The organism is Bacteroidota bacterium (assembly GCA_039821555.1).
In the GTDB taxonomy this organism is placed as follows: domain Bacteria; phylum Bacteroidota; class Rhodothermia; order Rhodothermales; family Rubricoccaceae; genus JBCBEX01.
In genome coordinates this window covers 59,561-82,126 of record JBCBNX010000005.1, presented here as the reverse complement: position 1 = coordinate 82,126, position 22,566 = coordinate 59,561, and the positions used below count along the sequence as shown (strand labels likewise).

The window sequence follows — 22,566 nt, the reverse complement described above, 5'->3', positions numbered from 1 at the left end:
ACTATAAGTCCGTACAACTCCAATCGAGTCGCCGTCTCAAAGGTCGAACGGTCCCCACCTCATCCTTCGAACCTCTACCTTCGAACTTCGGCACCGCCGTGCGTGCCCCAGTAGCGGACGAGCGCCTTCACGTAGGCGAGCGTCTGTTCGAGGTTCTGGACCGTGTTCCACTCGAACACGCTGTGGAAGTCGTGCCCGCCCGTGAACAGGTTTGGCGTGGGGATGCCCTGCTCGGAGAGGCGTGCGCCGTCGGTGCCGCCCCGGATGAGCTTCAACTCGGGCTCGATGCCGACCGTGCGCGCTGCGTCGAGCGCGAAGGCGATGGTGCGCGGGTCAGTCTCCTCGATGTACGACCGCATGTTGCGGTACTGGTCTTGGATCGTGACGGTGATGCGCGAGCCGGGGTAGCGCACGCGGAGGCGGTCGGCCTGCTCGCGCAGGAGCCGCTTGCGGCGAGCCATGCCGTCGTCGTCGAAGTCACGCAGCATCAGCCGGGCCTCGGCTTCGGCAGTTGAGGACTCCGCGAGGCGGTGCGCGTAGAAGTAGCCCTCCCGCCCGTGCGTGGTGGCGGGCGTCTCGTCGCTCGGCAGGGCCGCGATGAGCTCGCTCAGGATCTCGACCGCGTTGATCATCACGTCCTTTGCGTAGCCGGGGTGCACCGTCACCCCTTCGATGCGGACCACGGCCTCGGCGGCGTTGAACGTCTCGGCATAGATCCCGCCGACTGCGCCGCCATCGACGGTGTAGGCCACGTCGGCGCCGAAGCGGGCGAGGTCGAGTTGCTCGACACCGCGCCCGACCTCCTCGTCTACGGTGAAGAGGACGCGTACGGGCGGGCGCGGCCCCTCGCCCCCATGCTCGTGCAGGAGGTCGGCGTTGAGAAAGTCGGCGACGACCTGCATGATGACGGCCACGCCCGCCTTGTCGTCCGACCCGAGGAGAGTCGTGCCGTCGCTGGTGAGGAGGTCGTGCCCGAGATGCGCGCGAAGGGAAGGCTGTCGTGCCGGGTCGAGCGTGACGGAGGTGTCGCCGGGGAGCGGCAGGACGCCGCCCTGGTAGTTGCGGTGGAGCACCGGATGAACGCCGTCGCCGGGCGCGTCGGGCGAGGTGTCCACGTGGGCGATGAGCCCGAGCGTCGGCAGCCCCTCGGCCTGGATGCCGGGCAGCGTGGCGTAGACGTAGCCGTGGTCGTCCATCTCGATGTCGTCGAGGCCAAGCAGGCGCAGCTCCGCGGCGAGGATGCGCGCGAGGTCCTTCTGGCAGAGCGTCGACGGCGTGGCCCCGCTGTCGGGGTCGGAGGTGGTGTGCACCTGCACGTAGCGCCAGAAGCGAGCCGCCACGGGGGGCAGGTCGGCGGGCACGGGCACAGGCGGGACGTGGGGCAGGACGTCATCCGTCGGAGAGCGGCGCATCGGAGAGGCGAGCAGGAGAGAGGCAAACAGAGAGGTGCCCGATACCAACGCGCCGCTGCTCGAATAGTCCCCCCGTCCGCGCTTTGGGTTCGAATGCGTCCGATTTGAGGCGCGCCAAACGACCGAGGAGGATATATTCCCGTCGCACGCGCGTCGGGCTGTCCTGGCCCATCCCCACCGGCTCCCCTTCTCCAGCTCTGTGACCACCTCCCGCCCCGATTCCGCCGACCGCCCGTCCGGGGCGGCGCTCCGCCGCGCGATCCTCGACGAGGCCCGTCGCCTGCTCCTCGCCGACGGCTACGCGACCCTCTCGATGCGCAAGATCGCGCTCGCCGTCGGGTGCAGCGCCACGAGCATCTACCTCCACTTCGACAGCAAGGACGCGCTCGTCCACACGCTCATCGACGAGGGCATGACGATGCTGCACGCGGAACTGGAGCAGGCCGAGCGGGCGCACGCCGACCCCGTCGACCGGCTCCTCGCCATGGCGCGGGCCTACGTCGACTTCGGGCTCAGCAACCCGGAGTACTACGAGGTGATGTTCCTGCTGCGCCCCGACCAGATGGCGCGCTACCCGGCGGAGAACTACCGCCGCGCGCGGCGCAACCTCGGCCTCTTCGCCGAGGCACTCGAAGCCGGGGCCGCCGCCCGGCTGCTCGACGTCGAGCGGCCCGAGGTGGCCTCGTCCGTGCTCTGGGCGACGCTCCACGGGGCCGTCTCCCTCGCGATGGCGCACCGGCTCGATGTCAAGATCCCGCTGGAGGCCTATGTGGAGGAGACGGTGCAGCGGGCCGTGCACGCCTTCCGGCGCGCGGCCGTCGTGGCCGGGTAGGGGCCGTGACTCTTCGAGCGTGAACGCTGTTAAGGAGTCAGGCCGAGCCCCCCTGAAACTGCTACGCCGTAAGCGCTTTCGATAGGGTGGTTCATCGTATCTTAAACGACCGCATCAGGGCCGTTGTCAGGGTCCGGCGCCCACCATTGCTCACCTAAGACATTTCACCACCTATGGCACTTCAGATCCACACCGCCCCCCCGAACAGCCGCGGCAAGGTCATCCTGGGCCGCAGCCTGCCGTCGCTCCTCGATGACGCGGTGGCGAAGTACCCCAACCCGAAGGGCTTCAACCAGCCGGCAGGCTCCGGCTGGATGACGCTCTCCAACGCCCAGTTCCGCGACCAGGTCAACGTACTCGCGCTCGCGCTGCTAGACCTCGACGGGATCGACTCGGGCGACAAGGTGGCCTACTACATGGAGAGCGATCTCCACTTCGCCCGCGCGGACTTCGCCTGCACGGTCGCGAGCATCGTCAACGTGCCGATCTACCTGACGAACCCGGCCGAGACGACGGCCTACGTCATCAACCACTCCGAGTCGAAGGCGATCTACGTCTCCAACGACGAACTGCTGGAGCGCCTCGCACCCGTTCTCAAGGACACGCCCGCGATCAAGTACGTCATCCTCGCGGAGGGCACCGGAACGGACGTCATCAATGGGCTGCCCGACGGCGTCACGTTCCTCCACCAGGACGACCTGATGAAGAAGGGGCAGGAGCTGCTCGCGGCCGACGCCGAGGCCCCGCAGCGCCTCCGCGACGCCATCGACCCGAAGAGCCTCGCGACGATCATCTACACCTCGGGCACCACGGGCACGCCGAAGGGCGTCATGCTCTCGCACGAGAACATCTCGTCGAACGTCTACGCCGCGTTCAACGGCTTCTACACGCTGCAGCACCAGGAGGAGAACGCGCTCACGTTCCTCCCGATGACCCATATCTACGCCCGGATGCTCTCGTTCGCGTGCGTCGCCTGGGGCCAGTCGATCTACTACTCCAACCCGGACCTGCTCATCGGCCACCTGCCGGAGGTGCGCCCGACGATGTTCGCGACGGTCCCGCGTGTGCTGGAGAAGGTCTACGACAAGGTGCTCGTGGGCGTCGAGTCGAGCACGGGCCTGAAGCACAAGATCGGCTCGTGGGCGATGGAGCTCGCCAAGAACTTCGAGGCGGGCAGCCAGCCCGGCTTCACGCACGGCATCGCCGACAAGCTCGTCTACTCGAAGCTGCGCGAGAAGCTCGGCCTCACGCGCACGAAGGTCGTCTCGGTCGGCGGCGCGGCGCTCCGGAAGGACCTCGCCAATGCCTTCGCGGCCTTCGGCGTGCCGACCTACCAGGGCTACGGCCTCACCGAGACGAGCCCCGTGATCGCGACCGAAGTGCCGGGTAGCGCTAAGGCCGGTACCGTCGGGCCGCCTATCGTGGGCATCGAGGTCGCCATCGCCGAGGACGGCGAGATCCTCACGCGCGGCCCGCACGTGATGCAGGGCTACTACAAGGCTCCGGACAAGACCGCCGAGGTCATCGACGACGACGGCTGGTTCCACACCGGCGACATCGGCGAGTTCTCGCCCGAGGGCTACCTCCGCATCACCGACCGCAAGAAGTCGCTCTTCAAGCTCTCGACGGGCAAGTATGTCATGCCGACGCCCATCGAGTCGAAGCTGCTCAAGGACCCGCTCATCGAGCAGGCCGTGGTGCTCGGCTCGGGCTACAAGTACTGCACGGCGCTCATCTTCCCCGGCGCCGAGGCGCTCCCCGGCTGGGCCGAGCGCAACGGCCTCGGCGGCAAGTCGATGGCCGAGCTCGTAGAGCACCCGAAGGTGCTGGCCAAGTTCGAGGAGTTGGTCGCCGAGGCCAACCGCGAGGTGCCGGAGAAGTGGAGCCAGGTCAAGCGCTTCAAGCTCATCCCCGGCACGATGACCGTCGAGAACGAGCTCCTCACGCCGACTATGAAGGTCAAGCGCGGCAAGGTCCACAAGGCCTACGAGGCGGAGATCGACTCGATGTACGAGGCGGCAGCCGTCGCCTAGGTCGGTCGTCCATCCCACGTCCAGCGGGGCGGTTCGCATAGCGCGAGCCGCCTCGTTTGCATGCGAGCTAGCGACTGCGGACGTGCCTGGTGGCTGGGTTGAAATTCGACAGGGCGTCCCGTAGCTTCGTGGCCCCTAACGCGCCTTTTTGGTGCGAGGCATCAGGGTTACCCCTCCATCACCCCCGCTCCCATGCGCTGCTTCGCTGCGCCGCTCCTGCTAGCGGCCGTCCTCGCTCTTTCCTCCACCCTCGCTCCCGCGATCGCCCAGCCGGCCCGCTGGGGTGACCTCGAAGACGCACACACCGCGCTCGATGTCTACGCCGAGGACAGCAGCGCCGCCGCCGTGGTGCTCTTCGACGTGGGCGAGGCGCGCATCACCGATCGGTTCGACGTTGAGATGGAGCGACACCGCCGCGTCAAGCTCTTTACCGAGGCGGGCTACGACCAGGCGACCATCTCCATCGTCACGTTCCGCGACTCTGAGGACGTCAGCGGCGTGCGCGGGCAGACGTTCGTGCCCGACGGGGAAGGCGGCTACCGGCGCGTCAAGATGGACCGGGACGCCGTTTTCCGCGAGCGCGTTGGCGACAGCCGCGAGCGCATCACCTTCACGCTCCCCGCCCTCGCCCCGGGCGCCATCTTCGAGTACCGCTACCGCATCAACACGGAGAGCCTGCTCCTCTTCCCCACGTGGTACTTCCAGGACGACGTGCCGGTCCTCCACAGCGAGTTCGAGGCCGTCATCCCTCGGTCCTTCAACTATGTCCGCGCCAGCCAGGGCACACTCCCCTTCGATGTGCAGACAGACGAGCGGGTCAATCGGTTTGGCATCGATGCCATCAAGTATCGCTGGGTGCGCACGGACGTGCCTGCGCTCCGCGAGGAGCCGTTCGTGACCACGCTGGAAGACTACATCCACAAGATCGAATTCCAACTGGCCGAATACAGCGTGCCAGGCTACGGCGTCGAGAAGGTGCTCGACACGTGGGAGACGCTAGCCGACGACCTAGACGGCCTGCCCAGCTTCGGCGGGGCGCTCCGCTCGTCGCGTGCGCTGCGCAGCCAGGTGGAAGAGGTGACTGCGGGTCTCACCGACCCTGCCGAGAAGATGGCCGCGCTCTACGACTACGTCCGCACGTCGATCCGCCACGACGGACGCCGCGGCTACCTCACCAGCGCCAGCCTCAAGGAGACGCTGGAGGAGCGCTCTGGCAGCGCCGCCGATATCAACCTGCTGCTGCTTCAGATGCTGCGCGAGGCCGACATCGGTGCGGTGCCGGTCCTCCTCTCGACGCGCGACCACGGCCTCGTGCAGGTGGCCTATCCGCTCATCACCCAGTTCAACTACGTCGCCGTGCTCGCCAGCGTGGGCAACGCCTCGTACTGGCTCGACGCGACCGACTCGATGCGGCCGATGGGTCTCCTGCCCGCCGAGGCGCTCGCTGGCAAGGGCTGGGTGCCCGACAAGGACGCCCCGATGTGGATCCCCATCGACGTGCTGGGTCCAGGCAAGCGTGCGATCAGCTTTGAAGGAGACCTCGGCGAGGACGGCACGCTCACCGCTGCCATCCGGCTCCGCGCCGAAGGCTACGACGCCATCTGGATGCGGCGCCGCGTCGACGAAGCGTCCCCGGAGGCGTTCATGCGGGACTATCTCAGCGACATGCCGGGCGTCGTCCTGGACAGCGCCCGCGTGGAGAGCCTCACCGACCTCGGCGCCCCGCTCGACCTCTACGCCTACGTCCACGTACCCGACTACGCGCAGACAGCCAGCGACCTCTACTTCTTCAACCCAGTCCCGCTCGACCGCTATCTCGAAAACCCCTTCACCTCGCCCGAGCGGCTCTTCCCGGTGGACTTCAACTACCCGCGCACGCATCGCCTGACGGGCATCGTGCGGCTGCCGGAGGGCTTCGTGGTGGACGAGATACCTGATCCGGTGCGCCTCACCTTCGCCCGCGACGCGGGGACCTACCAGTGCCAACTCGGCGAGCAGGCAGGCCAACTCGTGGTGCGCCGGTCAGTGAACCTGCGCGCCGTCAGCGTGGAGCCGCGGGTGTACCCTGAGCTGCGCGCCTACTACGACCGCATGGTCAGCGCCGATGACCAGATGGTGGTGCTCAAGCGCGGCGCGCCTGCCGCCGAGGCCCCGGCCGAGCCAGACCCGCCTGGTGCCGCTAACGACGAAGGCAGCGGTAATGAAGGCAGCGGCGACGAGGACTGACCCATGGCCCGAGTACTCGCCCTCCTGGCGCTTCTGGCGACACCGCTGCTCGCTCACGCCACGCCACCGCATGCGCTCCCGCCCGACGACGACCCCAGCCTCGCCGTCAACGCGGCAGCGCAGCTGCTCTACGAACTGTACGACCACGGCGCCGTGGTCCGGCGGCACGACACCCGCGTCGAGATCCGAGGCCCAGGGCGCGCCGTCCAGACCGACCGCCGCGCCGTGACCATCTTCGACGCGCGCGGACGCGACTATGGCACGCACGTGGTCTTCCACGACAGCTTCCGCAAGCTCAAGCGCTTCCGCGCGTGCCTCCTCGACGCCGAGGGCGAGGAGATCCGGTGCCTCGGCCGCCGCGACTTCGCCGACTACCCGGCCACGAGCAACTACTCGCTCTACGACGACAACCGTGTGCGCGTAGCGGAGTTTGTCCACGATGTCTATCCGTATACCGTCGTTTTCGAGACGGAGGTGGAGCACGATGGGCTCCTCGGCGGCCCGCCTGCGTGGCGACCGCAGCCGTCGGGCAACCCGGTGGAGCAGGCGCGGCTGACCGTGGCGGTCAGCGGCGGCCTCCCGCTTCGGCATCGCGCGCGCCACCTCGGCGATGATGCAGCGCCGACGGTGACGCAGCAGGGCGGGAGCACCGTCTACACCTGGATGCTGGGGATGCTGCCGTGCCGCGACCGCGAGGCCCTCGGCCCCCGGTTTGCCGACCAGGTGCCGCACGTCGAGGTCACGCTCGACGCCTTCGAGATCGGCGGAGAGCGCGGGCGGCTCGACTCATGGCAAGCGTTTGGAGCGTGGTACGGCCGGCTCAGCGAGGGACGCGCGGAGCTCCCCGAGGCCGCACGCGCGGAGGTGCTCGCCATCGCCGCGCAGGGCGCGACGAAGCGGGAGAAAGTGCGCCTTCTCTACGAGCACCTCCAGACCTCGATGCGCTACGTCTCCGTGCAACTCGGCCTCGGCGGCTGGCAGCCCTTCGACGCCGCCTACGTCTTCGAGCGGCGCTACGGCGACTGCAAGGCGCTCTCGAACTACCTTATGGCGATGCTCGCCGCCGTCGGCATCGAGGCGTACCCCGCGCTCATCCTCAACGGCTCCCGCGCCGAAGACCTCGACCCCGACTTTCCCTACAACGAGTTCAACCACGTCGTCCTCTACATCCCCATGGACGACGCTGCGACGCCCGAGGACGAGTCGCCGCTGGGGGCCGAGCCGCTGCCTGGGACCGAGCCGCCACTCTGGCTCGAAGCGACCAGCACGCGGATGGCCTTCGGCCATATCGGCGCGAGCAACGAGGACCGGCACGCGCTCGTGGTGACGCCGTCAGGGGGGCGACTCGTGCGGACGCCCGCGAGCACAGCCGCCGAGAACCGAGAAGACCGCCACCTCGCCCTCACGCTCGCTCCTAGCGGGCGCGTGTCGGGCACGCTGCGCTACACCTACACCGGCGCGCAGGTCGACCGTGCGCGCGGCGCGCTCTGGCAGGCCTCGCCGCAAGACCGCCTCGACTGGCTCTACGAACAGGCGGCCCAGGGCGGCGACCTCTCGGCGCCCGACTTCAGCCGCGTCGACACGCGCTCCGACACCTTGCAGCTCACGGCCAGCCTCGACGTGCCGCGCTTTGCGTCCAGCATGGGCAGCCGCCTCTTCGTCCAGCCGAGCCGACTGCTCCACACGCCAAGCGTCCCGTCGGAGACGGAGCAGCGCCTGCATCCTATCCGCTTCGCCCACCCCTACCTCGACACGGACGAGGTCACACTTCAGCTTCCCGAAGGCTACGGGATCGAGGTGCTTCCCGAGCCGGTCGCGCTCGACACAGAGTTCGGGCGCTTCGAGACGCGCGCGGACCTGAGCGACGATGGCGCGCTGCGCTTCATGCGGACCCTGGAGATTCGCGCGCGTGAGCTGCCCGCGTCAGCCTACGACGACGTGCGGGCGTTCTTCGCAGCGGTGGAGCGGGCCGGTACCGAGCAGGTCGTCCTCCGGAAAGAGAGGTAGGGCCTCCCTACGCGCTGGCCTTGCGCTCTTCGTAGACCGGCGTGGCGTCGCCGATGACCACCCGGCGGGTGATGCGGCACGACGCCACGCCGTGCATGCCGGGCGCGTCGAACATCACGTCGAGGAGCGTGTCTTCGAGCACGGCGCGGAGGCCGCGTGCGCCGGTGCCCCGGTCGAGTGCCCGCGTCACGACGGCGTCGAGCGCTTCGTCGTCGAAGAAGAGGTCCACGCCGTCCATCGCGAAGAGCTTACGATACTGCTTCACGAGCGCGCTTTTCGGCTCGGTCAGGATGCGTCGCAGCTCGGTGGGCGTCAGTTGGTCGAGCGCGGTCATCACCGGCATCCGCCCGACGAGTTCGGGGATGAGGCCGTAGTGGACGAGGTCGTCGGGCTCGACGTAGCTCAGCAGCGCGGGGTCGTTCTTGTCGAGCGCGCCGGGTTGCACGCCGTTCGTGCCGGGCTCGACGTAGAAGCCGATCGGCGCTTTCGCGAGCCGCCGCAGGACGATCTCGCCGAGGCCCTCAAACGCGCCGCCGCAGACGAAGAGCACATTGGTCGTGTCGAACGAGACGAGGTTCTGCTCGGGGTGCTTGCGCCCGCCCTTCGGCGGCACGCCGGCGATGGTGCCTTCGAGCATCTTGAGCAGCGCCTGCTGGACGCCCTCGCCCGACACGTCGCGCGTGATGGAGGCGTTGTCGCCCTTGCGCGTGATCTTGTCGATCTCGTCGAGGTAGATGATGCCACGCTCGGCCCGCTCGATGTTGAAGTCGGCGGCTTGCAGGAGGTGGCTCAGGATCGACTCGACGTCCTCGCCGACGTAGCCCGCTTCGGTGAGTGCGGTGGCGTCGGTGACGGCGAGCGGCACGTCGAGGATGCGCGCGAGCGTGCGCGCTAGTAGCGTCTTGCCGGTGCCCGTGGGCCCGAGCAACAGGATGTTCGACTTCTCCAACTCCACGTCCTCGAAGTCAAGGAGGTAGTCGTGCGCTTCGAGCCGCTTGTAGTGGTTGTAGACCGCGACGGAGAGCGCCCGCTTGGCCCGCTCTTGCCCGACGACGTGCTCGTCGAGCGCCGTCTTGATCTCGCGCGGCGTGAGACGGCGGTTGCGGTTCGGGCGGCGCGGCGGGGGTGCCGTGTAGGGCAGCAGTTCGCCCTGCACGATCCGCTGCGCGTCCTCGATGCAGCGGTCGCAGATGTAGACGTCCGGCCCCGCCACCATTGAGGCGACCTCGTGCGCGGCGCGCCCACAGAAGGAACAGCGGATGATCTCGTCGCCGACGGGATTCATGGGGCAGAGGGGAGGCGGTGGAACGGAACAAGTATACGGACTCTGCGAAGGCGCGATTTCCGGTGTGGGATTGGCGATTTTCGATGTGGGCGCTGCAAACAACGGCGAATCAAAAATCAAACATCGTCCCGCGAACATCCGTGCTTCCCGACGCCTTCCTCGACCGCCTGCGCACTATCGTGCCGCCCGAGCACTACGACGCCGTGGCGGCAAGCTTTGCTGCGCCGCAGGCAACCGGCTTCCGCGTCAACACGCTCCGCGCCGAGGCGTCGTCCGTGCTCGATGCGCTTCGTGACGGGGGGCTGCATCCGCACGCGGCCGACGGCATCCCGGGCGGCTTCTGGGTCGAGGCTGCAGAGCGCGCGGCGCTGCTCGACGGCACGCCCTACGCCGAGGGCCACGTCTACGTCCAGAACCTGGCGAGCCAGCTGCCGCCGCTCGTCCTCGACCCGCAGCCGGGCGAGACGGTCCTCGACCTGTGCGCGGCGCCAGGCAGCAAGACGCGCCAACTGGCGACGCTGATGCAGGACGAGGGACGCATCGTGGCCGTCGAGGTCGTGCGCAAGCGCTACTACAAGCTCCGTGACAACCTCGCGCAGCAGGGCAGCACCCTCGCCGAGCCGGTGTGTGCCAACGGGGCAGGCTTCTGGCACCGCTCGCCCGAGGCGTTCGACCGCGTGCTCCTCGACGCGCCGTGCTCGACGGAAGGCCGCTTTCGCACGGACACGCCCGAGACGACGCGCTACTGGTCGCGCCGCAAGATCAAGGAGATGCGCAGCAAGCAGCAGAAGCTGCTCTTCTCCGGCATCCAGGCGTTGCGGCCCGGCGGCACGCTCGTCTACTCGACGTGCACGTTTGCGCCTGAAGAGAACGAGGCTGTGCTCGCTAAAGCACTCCGCACCTTCGGCGATGCCATCGAACTGCTGCCTGTCACGCTCGACGGCGAGGCGCTTGCGCTGCCAAACACGCAGCCAACGCTCTCGGAGTGGAACGGCCGCGCCTTCCCCGACGAGGTCGGCGCGGCCGTCCGTGTGCTTCCAAGCGCGACGATGGAGGCGTTCTTCGTGGCCAAGCTCACCAAGCACGCGAGCACGCTCCGTGGCTGAGGCCCGGTGTGGTCAGCGGAGCACAGTCAGCGTAGCACCGTGAAACGGCGCGTCTGCTGCCCTGCCTCCGTCGTGAGAACGGCCACGTAGACGCCACTCGCCAGTCGCCGGGTATCGAACGTCTCCACGTGCGCACCGGCCGCTTGCGTTGCGTCCGTCACCACGGCCACGCGGCGGCCGAGCACGTCGTAGACGGCCAGCGTCGTACGCCCCGATTCCGGCAGGGTATAGGCGAGTGTTGCTGTGCCGCGCACCGGATTGGGGTAGGCATCGAGCGTGAGCGTCTGCGGCTGCGGCGTACCCCCTTCGTCCGAGACCGCCTGCTGCTTCGTTGTCACAAACCGGATGACCGTGCCCACACCGGGCGTGGTGCCGTCGCCCGAGGCGTCGGCGAAGACCACGTTGTTGTAGAGCGAGTTGCCTCGGTCGCGCCCAGTGCCCTGATAGCAGTAGTCGGTGTACATCCCCTGGAGGCGGCAGGGCTCGTTGTCGAGCGGCGCGATGTCCTCTTGCGTGTCGCCGTCGGTGTCGCGTTCATAGGTCGCGCCGGGGCCGCCGAACCCGCGTGCGGCCTCGTTGAAGCGGGCATAGCCGTCGGGGCGGTCAGGCATGTAGAGGAAGATGCGCTCGGTGATGGGCGCGCCCGGTCCCTCAGCCCAGTTGTCGGTGCTGGTGAACGTGTCCGCGAAGTCGGTGATAGGCGTGTCGCCGCTCTCGCGGAAGTACGGGAGCATGCGGACATCGTCGGCGGGGTCGTCGGGCGTGTCGCCGAGGTACCATGCCTCGAACGGAACGCTGAGGATCTCGCCATCGCCGGAGGAGAGGTAGGTTGCGAGGCAGGCGCCGGGTTCTGCGCAGGCGGCGGTGAAGCGGAGTTCGACCTCGTCCTCCTGCACGAGGGCGCGGTTGAGAACCAGTTCGCCGAGCAGGCCAGTGTTGCCGCCCGAGGAGACGTAGTAGTCGCCGGTAGCGTCGGTGTCGTGCCAGACGGTGTTACCGTCGAAGTCGCCCGCGCAGCCCGCGTCGTCCGGGGTGGCTGCGCACGGGTCGGTGCCCGACGCGCTCGCGACCTCGACGAGGCCCACGCCGTTGTCCGCGATGCCGGGGACGAAGCGGTAGAGGGCGAAGGCGCGGGTCTCGGAGCGCTCGCCCGCCGTGCGGGTGCCGTCGGGGAGTCGCCCGTCGGGCTCGACCGACCAGCGGTAGCTGAAGACGGTGTTGTCGGGAACGATGTCGTTGAAGACGAACGAGGTCTCCGTCACGTAGAAGGAGCGCGTCGTCGTGGTCTCCTCCTCGTCGACTTCCACCTGGACCTGGTAGCCTTCGGCGCCTGCTACGGGCGCCCAGCTCAGCGTCGGCGGCGTGTCGTCCTCGTCGATGCGGAAGAGCGTGCCGTCGGCGGGTTCGAGCAGTGTGGGCGCGTCGAGGGTAAGCGGGCGCAGGGCGGGCGCGAAGAGCGAGCCGTCGTCGAAGGCCGCCTGGATGCGGTCGCTGGCCAGCTTCATCGCCTGCACGGAGCCCGTGGGGTTGCCGACGGGGCCGTAGTTCTGTGTGCCGAAGGCGAAGGGTAGCGCAAACGTTACGTCGCGCGAGGCGCCGGCGGGGAGGTCAAACGGGGCCGTGGAGATCTGAAAGCGGCGGTCGGAGGGCGGGACCGGGTCGCCGCAGCCGGGATCGTCGGGACAGGCTTCGCTCCAGTAGGTGCCGGGCTCGCCAGGGTAGACGAAGCTCGTAGGCTCGGTGCCGGTACGCCCAGTGCTGCCGACGGTGAGCGGTAGCCCGTCCTTCCAGCGGCCCGTCTGATAGAAGCGGTACTGCTCGGCACCCTGGGGATCGCATAGATCATCGCAGGCTCCACTGTTGAAGTAAGCTGCGGCTCCTGCAGCCGGGTCGAGGAAGCGTACGCCGACGGCAGGCGGCGGTGTCTCGTAGCCGCCCTCGTCCTCGTTGTCCGCATTGTAGGCGAACATGAGGCTCCGCGCCGGGTCGCTGCCGATGTAGTCGTCCTCGAACTCGTTGCCCACGTCGGCGTCCACAAACGTCGTCAGGACGACTTCGTCGATAGGCTGTCCGCTCTTGTTGACGAGGCGGTAGCGGTAGTACGTCCCCTGGTCGAGGGCGGCCTCCGTGGTCGCGATCGCCCACGCGGTCACTTGCACTTCGATGCCCAGCGGGTCGCTCTCTGTGCGCTGGTGCGGCACGCCGACATCGTTCATGACCCAGAAGGCGGTCTGCGTGCCGAAGAGGCGAGGGCGGTCGCCCGCGGCGAGGTCGTAGTTGTCGGGGTTGCCGTCGCCGTCGACCACCTCGGCGCCGAGATCGACCGGCCAGTCGCGCAGGTCGCGGGTGGCGATGCCTGTATCATCGTAACGGCTAAGGTCTTGGTCGTCGACGCTCCAGATGCGGTCGAAGGCGGCGCAGTCGGCGGGGGCATTCCCATCGTTGTCGAGGGGGCCCGGGGCGAACTCGAACGGGCCGTACGTGCTGGCTGCGGCTCGCAGTTCGCCGTTGGTGAAGCCGCTGATCCAGATCCCGAAGGCGAAGAGGGCGTTGGTGCCACCGGTCTTGGGGACCGTGTAGGCAGGGGCAGTGCTACGCCAGAAGAGGTTGCCCATGTTGTAGAGCCTGGCGCGCACGTCACTAACTACAAGCTCGGCTTCGGCACGGCCTACCTCACAGTCGTTCGCCACGGCGTTGGGCATGGCGGGCGCAGCGGCAAGACGCTTGTCTTCGGTCGATTGCGCGTGCAGCGGTACGGAAAAAAGGAAGAGCGCTAGGGCTAGGGCGCAGCGATACGTAGGGCGTAGAAACATGGAGTATTGAAGTTGGGTAGTTAGGCTGCGTAGGCAGACTAGACCGCTAGGGCAGCCCCCGACGTGTGGGAGCGACCGAAACGAGACAGGTTGACCGTGGTGGTGCGGACTAGCGCACAACCGTGAAGGTGCGCGTCTGGCGACCGTCCTCAGTAACCAGCACGGCGACATAGACGCCAGCGGACAGCCGGGCCGTGTCGAGGGTAGCCGTGTGGGTCATATCGGTGGCCTGCATTTCATCGGCGAGGCGCGCGACGACACGGCCTAGCACGTCGTAGACCACCAGCTGCGTCCGTCCCGTTTCGGGCAGCGTGTAGGCGAGGGTCGCCGTGCCCTGCGCCGGGTTTGGGTAGACCGTCAAAGCGAGCGGAGCAACCGGCGGCGTGGGAGGTTCGTCCACGACCGGCTGGCGCTTGTTGGTCTTGAACCGCACGATGGTCCCGACGCCTGGTGTGGTCCCGTCGCCTGCGGCGTCGGCGAAGACAATATTGCCGTAGAGGTAGCTCCGGCCGCGGTCCGGCCCCCGGAAGCAGAAGTCGGTGTAGAGGCCTTGCGCACTGCACACCTCGCTGTCTTCGTCGGCAAGGTCGACCTGTGTATCGCCGTCGGCTGTCCGGTCGTACTCGGCCCCTGGACCTCCGAAGCGGCGCGCGGCCTCGTTGAAGAGGCTGTAGCCGTCGGGGAGGTCGGGCATGAAGAGGTAGACGCGCTCGGTGACCGGGGCGTTGGAATCGCCCCACAGGTCGTTGTCTGTGAACGTGTTCGCGAAGTCAACCACAGGGGTGTCCCCGTTCTCGAGCACCTGCGGGATCATGCGGAGATCGTCCGAGGGGTCGTCGGGCGTGCTGGCGAGGTACCAGGCCTCAAACGGTACGCTGAGAATCTGGCCGTTGCGCGACGCCGGCGTGAAGTAGACAGCAAGGCACGCGCCCGGCTCGGCGCAGGCCGCGGTGAAGCGCACCTCCACGTCGTCTTCGTCGGCGATGGTGCGGTTGAGAGCAAGGTCACTGAGGCCTCCTGTTGAGCCTCCGGAGATGTAGTAGTCGCCGGTGGCGTCGGGGTCTTGCCAGACGGTGTTGCCGCCGATCCCACCAGCGCAGCCCACGTCCGTGGGGGTGTCGGCGCAAGGGTCGGTGCCCGAGGCACTCGCGACCTCAACGATGCCCTCGCCATTGTTGCCCAGCAAGCCGGGAACGTAGCGAAAGAGCGTGAACGTGCCGGTCTCGGAGCGCTCGCCCGCGATCCGGCTGCCGTCGGCGAGGCGCCCGTCGGCTTCGACAGACCAGCGATACGTGTAGACCTCTCCAGCCGGGGGGCCGCCGATGGTGATCTCCGTGTTGGTCGTGTAGAGCGCTGAGGTGACGGTGCGTCCGTCCCGCTCTACGTCGAAGAGGATGCGATACCCTTCGGCGCCAGGCACCGAAGACCATTGGAGACGGGGGGGTGCTTCAGCGTCCTCCAGAGTCAGTTCGGCCCCGTCGGCTGGCGTGAGCAACGTGGGCGCAGCGAGGGTGAGCGTACGTGAGGCTGGCGCGAGGAGCGAGCCGTCGTCGAAGGCGGCCTGGATGCGGTCGCTGGCGCGCTTCATCGCCTGGACCGAGCCTGTAGGATTGCCTACCGGCCCGAAGTTCTGCGTTCCAAAGGCGAAGGGCAGCGCAAACGTCACGTCGCGCGAGGCGCCAGTGGCTAGGTTGAAGGGTGCTGTCGAAATCAGGAAGCGCCGGTCGGAGGGCTCGATTGGGTCCCCCGCACACCCTGCCTCGGGGCACGGCTCGCTCCAGAAGGCCCCAGGTTCTTCGGCGTAGACGAAGCTCGTTGCCTCGGTGCCGCCCCGCCCTGTGTTGCCAATCGTGAAGGGCTCGCCATCCTTCCACCGACCCGTCTGATAGAAGCGAATTTGCTCAGCGTCTTCTGGGTCGCACTGGTCGGTGCAGCCCCCGTTGTTGAAGTACGTCACCGCGCCCGCCCGAGCGTCGAGCAAGCGGACACCGATCGCAGGCAGTTGCGTTCCGTAGCCGTCTTCGTCCAGATTGTCAGCGTTGTAGGTGAAGCCAAGGTCCCGTGCAGGATCGCTGCCGATGTAGTCATCCTCGAACTGAAGGCCGAGATCCATGTCGGCGAAGAGCGAGACGATCATGTCATTGATGCGACGCCCACTCTTGTTCACGACGCGGTAGCGGTAGTATGTCGCCTGGTCGAGCGCCGCGTCGGCGCTCGCAATGGCCCACGCCGTCACCTGCACCTCGATGCCCAGCGGCAGGCTTCCCGTGCGCTGGTGCGGTACGCCCACGTCGTTCATGACCCAGAAGGCCGTCTGCGTGCCGAAGAGGCGGGGCCGGTCGCCCGCCGGGAGGTCGTAGTTGTCGGGGTTGCCGTCGCCATCGATCACCTCGGCACCGAGATCGGCGGGCCAGTCGCGCAGATCGCGGGTAGCGATGCCCGTGTCGTCGTAGCGGCGGAGGTCCTGGTCGGTGACGCTCCAGATGCGGTCGAAGGCGGCGCAGTCGACAGGAGCGTTGCCGGCATCGTCGAGGGGGCCGGGGGCGAACTCGAACGGGCCGTATTCACTGCCAACTGCTCGAAAGTCGCTGTCTACGAACCCTGAAACCAGGAGGCCAAAGGCAAAGACAGCGCCCGCGCTGCCGGTCTTGGGCACCCGGTAGACGGGGTCAAAGCTGCGCCAGAAGAGGTTGCCCATGTTGTAGAGCTTGGCGCGGACATCGCTCACCACGAGTTCAGCCTCGGCGATGCCGACTTGGCAGTCGGTAGCTACGGCGCTGGCCGTTGCTGGTGTGGTAGGAAGGCGCTTCTCGGCAGAGCCCGTCTGTCCGAAAGCTGGGGCGGCCACGAAGAATGCGGCAAGTGCGAAGGAGAGCGTGAGGCGTAGCGATACCCACATAGGACGTGACGAGTCGGTGAGAGAAACGGCTAGGATATAGCCTACCAAACTGCCATCGCTTTAGGTGGCGATTTCCGCCGAACCGTAAAAAAGCAAGCCCCAGCCGTAGCCGGGGCTTGCGAATCGGAGCGGATGTCCGAGCTATGAAAGGGGCGCGGAGGTCAGAGCCGCGCCGTGACCGACTTCCGCTTGAGGGCGGAGAGCCACCGCGTGATGTCGATCTCCTTCGGGCAGGCCTGCACACAGTTGAAGATGGTGTAGCACTTCCAGAGGCCGTCCTTGGAGTCAACGACCTTGAGACGCTCCTCGCTCTCCGTGTCGCGGCTGTCGAAGACGTAGCGGAAGGCCTTCAGCATGGCGGCGGGGCCGAGGTAGTCCGGGTCGGCCCACGTCGAGGGGCACGAGTGCGTGCACGCGCCGCACATGATGCACTTGGTCGCGTCCTCGATGATGGCGTGCTGCTCGGGGCTCTGGAACCGCTCCTTCTCCGGGGCCGGTGTGCTGTTGATGAGCCAGGGCATGATCGCGCGGTACTTCGCGAAGAACTTGCTCTGGTCGATCACGAGGTCCTTCACGACCGGCGCGGCCGGGAGCGGCTCGAAGGTGACCGTGCCGCCGTCCTTCGTGCCGAGGTCGTGGAGCAGGATCGAACAGGCGAGCTTGTTCTCGCCGTCGATCTTCATCGCGTCGGAGCCGCAGATGCCGTGCGCGCAGGACTTGCGGAAGGCGAGCGAGCCATCAAGGTGCCACTTGATGTAGTGGAGCAGGTCGAGGGCGCGGTCCATCGGGTCGGTCGGAACCTGGAAGGACTCCCAGCGAGGCTTGTCGTCGACCTCGGGGTTGAAGCGCTGCACCTTCACGGTGACCGTCATCGTGGGGCCGTCGACCGGCTTCGTGCCGTTGGTCGTCGTGGTTGGAGCAGGCGCTGTCGTCGTTGCCATGAGGTTGATGCGGGTGGGTCTGGGTGAGGTAGCCGGGAGGGAGCATTCTATTCCCTAGTCCCTGTCCTCTAGTACTTGCGCTCCTTCGGCTGGAAGCGGGTGACGGTGACGGGCTTGTCGCCCATCTCGATGGTGCCGTTGCCGTCGCTGAAGAAGAGCGTGTGGCGGAGCCACTCGTCGTCGTTGCGCTTCGGGAAGTCCTCGCGGAGGTGCGCGCCACGGCTCTCCGTGCGGTGGCGGGCGCTCCCGGCGATGGCTTCGGCGTAGTCGACCATGAAGCCGATCTCGACGGCGTCCATGAGGTCGGTGTTGAAGCGCTTGCCCTTATCCTGCACGACCACGTTGCGGGCGCGCTGGCGGAAGGCGGCGAGGTCGGCCATCGCCTCGGAGAGCGTGTCCTCGTTGCGGAAGACCGAGACGTTCTTCATCATCGACTCCTGGAGGTCGGTCCGCACGGCGACGGTCGGCTCGCCCTTGTCGCGGCTGAGCAGGTCGTCGAGCAGCTCGCGGGTGCGCTTCTCCGGGCTGTCGACCATCGGGTGGAGCGTCTTGCCCTCGTTGATCGCGCGGGCCATCGCCATGCCAGTGCGGCGGCCGATCACCACGAGGTCGAGTAGCGAGTTCGTGCCCAGTCGGTTGGCACCGTGGACGCTCACGCAGCCGCACTCACCGCAGGCGTAGAAGCCCTCTACGAAGTCGTCGGGGTTGGTGTTGTCCGTGCCGCGCACGACCTGCCCGTCCACGTTGGTCGGGATGCCGCCCATCGCGTAGTGGCAGGTCGGGGCCACCGGGATCGGCTGCTTGACGGGGTCGATGCCGAGGTAGACGCGGGAGAACGTCGAGATCTCCGGGAGCTTGTGCTCCAGTACGTCCTTGCCGACGTGCGTCATATCGAGCACGACGTGGTCGCGGCCTTTGATGCCGCGGCCTTCGCGGATCTCCTTGTAGATGCACTGCGACACCATGTCGCGCGGCGCGAGGTCCTTCACTGTCGGCGCGTAGCGCTCCATGAAGCGCTCGCCGTCGGAGTTGCGAAGGATGCCGCCCTCGCCGCGTGCGCCCTCGGTGATGAGGATGCCGAGGCGGTAGAGGCCCGTCGGGTGGAACTGCACGAACTCCATGTCCTGCAGCGGGATGCCCGCGCGCAGCACCATCGAGAAGCCGTCGCCCGTGCCCGCGTGGGCGTTGGATGTCGTCTTGAACGCGCGGCCGTAGCCGCCCGTGGCGAAGCAGGTGATCTTCGAGTGGAACGTGTGGACCTCGCCCGTGAGGATCTCATAGGCCACGCACCCCACGACGGCGTCGTCCTCGTTCGTGACGAGGTCGAGCACCTGGAATTCGTCGTAGAAGTTGACGTTCTGCTTCACACACTGCTCGTAGAGCGTGTGCAGAATCATGTGGCCGGTGCGGTCGGCGGCGTAGCACGCGCGGCGGACGGGGGCCTCGCCGAAGTTGCGTGTGTGCCCGCCGAAGCGGCGCTGGGCGATCTTGCCCTCCTTCGTGCGGGAGAACGGCACGCCGTAGTGCTCGAGCTCGATGATCGTGCGCGGGGCGTCCTGGCAGAGGATCTCGATGGCGTCTTGGTCGCCGAGGTAGTCGGAGCCCTTCGTGGTGTCGAAGGCGTGCCAGAGCCAGTGGTCCTCCTCCTCGTTGCCGAGCGCTGCGCCGATGCCGCCTTGGGCCGCGCCAGTGTGGCTGCGCAGGGGGTGCAGCTTCGAGACGACGGCGACGTCCGCGCCGCCCTCGCGGGCATACAGCGCTGCCATCAGGCCCGCGCCGCCGGCTCCAACGATTACGATGTCGTGCGTGAAAGTCATGGTGTTGGGGGTCGTAAGTCGTAGGTCATGGGGTCGTAGGTCATCGGGATCGATAGCAGGAGCGACCTGCGGTGTTCGACCTGGAACCTGCGACCGCGCGCGGCGCGCTAAAGATTGAGTCCGGCGACGGTCACCGAGTAGACGCCGATGACGAGCAGTCCGAAGGCAACGGTCCACGAGAGCGCGACCGCGCCGACGCGCGCCATATCGTTGCGGACGTAGTCGGTGATGATGTTGTTGAGGCCGTAGAAGCCGTGGTGCAGCGCGAAGACGAGGAACAGGATGTTGAACGCCTTCCACAGCACCGCATAGACCGGGTCGGCGAGACGCAGCATCAGGATGTCATACGGCGTCGCGCCGCCCTCATGGCCCGCGAGTGCGTCGCTTTCGTCGGTGGGGATGATTTGCACGCTGGGGGCTGCTTCGGCTGCTCCGGCTTCCTGGCTCTCTAGCCAACTTCCGCGCCGCGCCTCGACGGCCTCGTTGGCGCGCTCGGAATACTGCGGCAGGACGCCTTCCTTCGCCTCCGAGGCCGTGATGACCGAGTGCGAGATGGAGGCCGTCGTGCGGTCGTAGTGCTGCACCCAGAAGTGGGTGATGAGGAGGAACACGAGGAACGTGCCGGTGATGCGGTGGATGAACCACTGGTAGGCGCTCGACTTCGCGCTGCGCCCGTATTGCTTAGCCATCAGAATGAAGGTTGGGGTGCAAGAGCGCTACGCGCCGAAGTGTGCTACGAGTGCCGCGATGCTGGGGTAGCCGCCGACGGTGAAGAGCACCGCCGCCACCGCGCCGAGCGTCCAGAAGAGCTTGGTTTGGTTTGGGCTCCAGCCCATGAAGTCAATTAGCACGATGCGGAGTCCGTTGAGCGCGTGGTAGATCACGGCGCCCAGCAGCAAGAACTCGCCCACTTTGAAGATGGGCGCGTGGTACTTCGCGATGAGCGTGTTGTACGCCTCGGCGTTGGTGATCGCGCGCAGGCCCCAGACGTGGACCACGAGGTAGCCCACGAGCGCGAGGCCAGTGAGGCGGTGCAGCATCCAGGCAAACATGCCCGTGCGCACCTTGTAGCGTGTGAACGGCTTCGGCTTGGCAGCGGCCTGGCTACGGGCGAGGGTGTCGACAGCCATGAGAATCAGGCGAGGGGTGTCGTCAAGAGGAAGGTGAAGCGCCGGGCACGCGCCGGGCGATAGCGGTTCCGGGGCACTCTAAAAGCAGGAATGATTCGGAGGTTTCAATTTAGATTGAAACCTCGCTGAACATCGCCCGCGTGTGCTCAGCAGCCCGCAAGGGCAAGGTAACGCGCCCCGTACGTAGTGCAAAGCAGGAAGGGCGCGCAGGAAATATCCCTACGCGAAGACTCCGGGGAGAGAGCGCTTACATGCGTCAGCATGCGGCACGGGAGGACGTGCGACGGTGGACCCACCCTGGGCGTCTACTCGTTCACACGCTGAGATCGAGACGCGTCCGCACGTCTCACCGCTACCGCTCCGCGATGGGTAGGATGGTCTTGTCGCGCGGGCCGATGTACTCGGCGCGGGGGCGGATGAGGCGGTTGTCCTCCCACTGCTCCAGCAGGTTGGCCGTCCAGCCCGCCGTGCGGCTGACGGCAAAGATCGTCGTGTAGAGGTCCGGTTCGATACCGAGGAGGTAGTAGACCGACGCCGAGAAGAAGTCGACGTTTGGGTTGAGGCCCTTCTCTTCTTTGATGATGGACTGGATGGCGACCGACATCTCGTACCACTTCATCTCGCCTTTCTCTTCGGAGAGGCCTTCAAGCATGGCCCCGAGGATCTTGGCGCGCGGGTCGAGGGTCCGGTAGACCCGGTGCCCGATGCCCATGACTTTCTCCTTGCGGCCGAGCTTTTGCTCGATGTACTCCTGCGTGTCGAGGTCGTGGGCGTCGATCTCCTGGAGCATCTCCATCACGGCGCGGTTGGCGCCGCCGTGCAGCGGTCCCTTGAGCGCGCCGATCGCCCCAGCAACAGCCCCATACATGTCGGCGAGTGTCGAGCCGATGACGCGGGCGGTGAAAGTCGAGGCGTTGAGGCCATGGTCGGCGTGGAGCACGAGGCAGGCGTCCATGACCTCCTCGGCGCGTGCGCCCGGCTCCTCGCCGGTGAGCATGCGCAAAAACTCGAACGCCGTCGAGCCCTCAGCACGGGGGGCGACAGGCTCCAGCCCTTTGCGCAGCCGATCGAACGCCGCCACGATGGTTGGCATCTTGGCGGTGAGCTTGACCGCCTTGCGGTAGCCTGCCGCGCGGTCGGTGACATCGGCATCGGCGTCCGGGTCGAAGGCGGCGAGGTAGCTCACGGCGGTACGCAGGACGGCCATCGGGTTGGCGTCGCGCGGGGTCGCCCTCAGCAGGTTGGTGACGCCGTCCGGGAGGGCGCGCTCAGCGCGAAGCTGTGCGTTGAGTTCGTCGAGCTGCGCCTGGTTGGGCATCACGCCATTCCAGAGTAGGTAGACGGTCTCTTCGAAGCTCGCGTCCCGCGCAAGGTCCTCGATGGTGTAGCCCTGGTAGACGAGCGTGCCCTCGTCGCCGTTGATTGCCGAGATCTTGGAGTCGAGCGCGACGACGCCCGCGAGGCCGCGGGTGTTGGTGGGGGCAGACGGAGGAGCAGACATAGCAGCTAGCACGGACGAAAACCAATAGTATCTGGGGGCGTGCCGAAGCCACGCGACAAAGGGCGTGGCGACTGCCCGGACCCGCGTGCGGGCAGAAGCACGTGCCCGCTAGAATAGCCGATGCATCCACCAATTGCCGGGCCCGCGGAGGCTACGGAAGCGGTTTCGCGCAAACTTTGCGGGTGTTGCCAGAGGTGGACTAGGGCGGAGGGACCTTACGGCTAGGTGGCCAATACCATCCAACGAGGCACGCTGTGCGGGCCTTTTGCTTTGTGCCTTCGCACACAGTCCTGCAGGTACACTGGTCCCACGTGCCATTTGCCAACACGCAGCATTGCGACGCCTTGCAAGCTCAGCGTACCTTCACCCATTGCTCAAACGTGCACCCGCAGCGGTCACGCGCTGCCAGCTCCTAAGCTTCTCGGTCGCCGCTCCCTGACGCACCTCATCCTGACGTCGGCCGAGACACCACCAGGCTTACAGCGCACCGAGCACCCCGTTTTCTCGGGAGGCTTCGTCACTGAGGACGAACGCCGCCCCGCAAATGCGCTCGATGAGCGTACT

At 67.1% G+C, this 22,566-nt stretch carries 14 protein-coding genes; 5 read left to right on the top strand and 9 right to left on the bottom strand.

Going from position 1 to position 22,566, the window contains the following annotated elements; all coding sequences use genetic code 11:
- Positions 1 to 74: 74 nt before the first annotated feature.
- The gene (gene pepT, locus AAFU51_07900; GenBank protein ID MEO1571179.1) at positions 75 to 1,412 is read right to left on the bottom strand and encodes a peptidase T; all 1,338 of its coding nucleotides are present in this window, start codon (positions 1,410 to 1,412) and stop codon (positions 75 to 77) included.
- A 199-nt stretch (positions 1,413 to 1,611) separates the two neighbouring features.
- Between pepT and AAFU51_07895 the strand changes: the two genes are divergently transcribed.
- The 4 genes from AAFU51_07895 to AAFU51_07880 all read left to right on the top strand — a co-directional run bounded on the left by AAFU51_07895 (position 1,612) and on the right by AAFU51_07880 (position 8,510).
- Positions 1,612 to 2,244, top strand: coding sequence for a TetR/AcrR family transcriptional regulator (locus AAFU51_07895; protein MEO1571178.1), 633 nt, complete (start codon positions 1,612 to 1,614; stop codon positions 2,242 to 2,244).
- Between the two features lie 173 nt (positions 2,245 to 2,417).
- Positions 2,418 to 4,277: a long-chain fatty acid--CoA ligase gene (locus AAFU51_07890; GenBank protein MEO1571177.1), complete on the top strand. Its 1,860-nt coding sequence runs from the start codon at positions 2,418 to 2,420 to the stop codon at positions 4,275 to 4,277.
- Between the two features lie 192 nt (positions 4,278 to 4,469).
- Entirely contained in the window at positions 4,470 to 6,503 is a 2,034-nt protein-coding gene (locus tag AAFU51_07885; GenBank protein MEO1571176.1) for a DUF3857 domain-containing protein, read from the top strand.
- A gap of 3 nt (positions 6,504 to 6,506) precedes the next feature.
- Positions 6,507 to 8,510: a DUF3857 domain-containing protein gene (locus AAFU51_07880; GenBank protein ID MEO1571175.1), complete on the top strand. Its 2,004-nt coding sequence runs from the start codon at positions 6,507 to 6,509 to the stop codon at positions 8,508 to 8,510.
- Between the two features lie 7 nt (positions 8,511 to 8,517).
- Here the strand turns inward: AAFU51_07880 and clpX are convergent, their stop codons facing one another.
- Positions 8,518 to 9,795, bottom strand: a complete 1,278-nt coding sequence (gene clpX / locus AAFU51_07875) for an ATP-dependent Clp protease ATP-binding subunit ClpX (GenBank protein ID MEO1571174.1) — start codon at positions 9,793 to 9,795, stop codon at positions 8,518 to 8,520.
- A 140-nt stretch (positions 9,796 to 9,935) separates the two neighbouring features.
- On the opposite strand from clpX, the gene AAFU51_07870 reads away from it, so the two are divergent.
- Complete coding sequence (locus AAFU51_07870; GenBank protein ID MEO1571173.1) at positions 9,936 to 10,901, top strand: RsmB/NOP family class I SAM-dependent RNA methyltransferase; 966 nt, start codon at positions 9,936 to 9,938, stop codon at positions 10,899 to 10,901.
- A 26-nt stretch (positions 10,902 to 10,927) separates the two neighbouring features.
- On the opposite strand, the gene AAFU51_07865 is transcribed toward AAFU51_07870, so the two are convergent.
- The 7 genes from AAFU51_07865 to AAFU51_07835 all read right to left on the bottom strand — a co-directional run bounded on the left by AAFU51_07865 (position 10,928) and on the right by AAFU51_07835 (position 22,002).
- On the bottom strand, positions 10,928 to 13,714 hold the full coding sequence (locus AAFU51_07865) for a T9SS type A sorting domain-containing protein (protein MEO1571172.1): 2,787 nt from the start codon (positions 13,712 to 13,714) through the stop codon (positions 10,928 to 10,930).
- 109 nt (positions 13,715 to 13,823) lie between these two features.
- The gene (locus AAFU51_07860; GenBank protein MEO1571171.1) at positions 13,824 to 16,613 is read right to left on the bottom strand and encodes a T9SS type A sorting domain-containing protein; all 2,790 of its coding nucleotides are present in this window, start codon (positions 16,611 to 16,613) and stop codon (positions 13,824 to 13,826) included.
- 161 nt (positions 16,614 to 16,774) lie between these two features.
- Complete coding sequence (locus tag AAFU51_07855) at positions 16,775 to 17,485, bottom strand: succinate dehydrogenase iron-sulfur subunit (protein ID MEO1571170.1); 711 nt, start codon at positions 17,483 to 17,485, stop codon at positions 16,775 to 16,777.
- A 137-nt stretch (positions 17,486 to 17,622) separates the two neighbouring features.
- Positions 17,623 to 19,371: a succinate dehydrogenase flavoprotein subunit gene (gene sdhA / locus AAFU51_07850; GenBank protein MEO1571169.1), complete on the bottom strand. Its 1,749-nt coding sequence runs from the start codon at positions 19,369 to 19,371 to the stop codon at positions 17,623 to 17,625.
- Between the two features lie 107 nt (positions 19,372 to 19,478).
- Entirely contained in the window at positions 19,479 to 20,060 is a 582-nt protein-coding gene (locus AAFU51_07845; GenBank protein MEO1571168.1) for a succinate dehydrogenase, read from the bottom strand.
- Positions 20,061 to 20,087: 27 nt separating this feature from the next.
- A complete protein-coding gene (gene sdhC, locus AAFU51_07840; GenBank protein MEO1571167.1) occupies positions 20,088 to 20,501 on the bottom strand; it encodes a succinate dehydrogenase, cytochrome b556 subunit in 414 nt (137 codons plus the stop codon).
- Between the two features lie 352 nt (positions 20,502 to 20,853).
- Positions 20,854 to 22,002, bottom strand: coding sequence for a citrate/2-methylcitrate synthase (locus tag AAFU51_07835; protein MEO1571166.1), 1,149 nt, complete (start codon positions 22,000 to 22,002; stop codon positions 20,854 to 20,856).
- Positions 22,003 to 22,566 lie beyond the last annotated feature (564 nt).

Bases quoted from the DNA above. Each gene is read 5' to 3' on its own strand.
- pepT (MEO1571179.1), bottom strand. From the start codon at position 1,412: ATGCGCCGCTCTCCGACGGATGACGTCCTGCCCCACGTCCCGCCTGTG.
- AAFU51_07890 (MEO1571177.1), top strand. From the start codon at position 2,418: ATGGCACTTCAGATCCACACCGCCCCCCCGAACAGCCGCGGCAAGGTC.
- AAFU51_07885 (MEO1571176.1), top strand. From the start codon at position 4,470: ATGCGCTGCTTCGCTGCGCCGCTCCTGCTAGCGGCCGTCCTCGCTCTT.
- AAFU51_07880 (MEO1571175.1), top strand. From the start codon at position 6,507: ATGGCCCGAGTACTCGCCCTCCTGGCGCTTCTGGCGACACCGCTGCTC.
- clpX (MEO1571174.1), bottom strand. From the start codon at position 9,795: ATGAATCCCGTCGGCGACGAGATCATCCGCTGTTCCTTCTGTGGGCGC.
- AAFU51_07865 (MEO1571172.1), bottom strand. From the start codon at position 13,714: ATGTTTCTACGCCCTACGTATCGCTGCGCCCTAGCCCTAGCGCTCTTC.
- AAFU51_07860 (MEO1571171.1), bottom strand. From the start codon at position 16,613: ATGTGGGTATCGCTACGCCTCACGCTCTCCTTCGCACTTGCCGCATTC.
- AAFU51_07855 (MEO1571170.1), bottom strand. From the start codon at position 17,485: ATGACGGTCACCGTGAAGGTGCAGCGCTTCAACCCCGAGGTCGACGAC.
- sdhA (MEO1571169.1), bottom strand. From the start codon at position 19,371: ATGACTTTCACGCACGACATCGTAATCGTTGGAGCCGGCGGCGCGGGC.
- AAFU51_07845 (MEO1571168.1), bottom strand. From the start codon at position 20,060: ATGGCTAAGCAATACGGGCGCAGCGCGAAGTCGAGCGCCTACCAGTGG.
- sdhC (MEO1571167.1), bottom strand. From the start codon at position 20,501: ATGGCTGTCGACACCCTCGCCCGTAGCCAGGCCGCTGCCAAGCCGAAG.
- AAFU51_07835 (MEO1571166.1), bottom strand. From the start codon at position 22,002: ATGTCTGCTCCTCCGTCTGCCCCCACCAACACCCGCGGCCTCGCGGGC.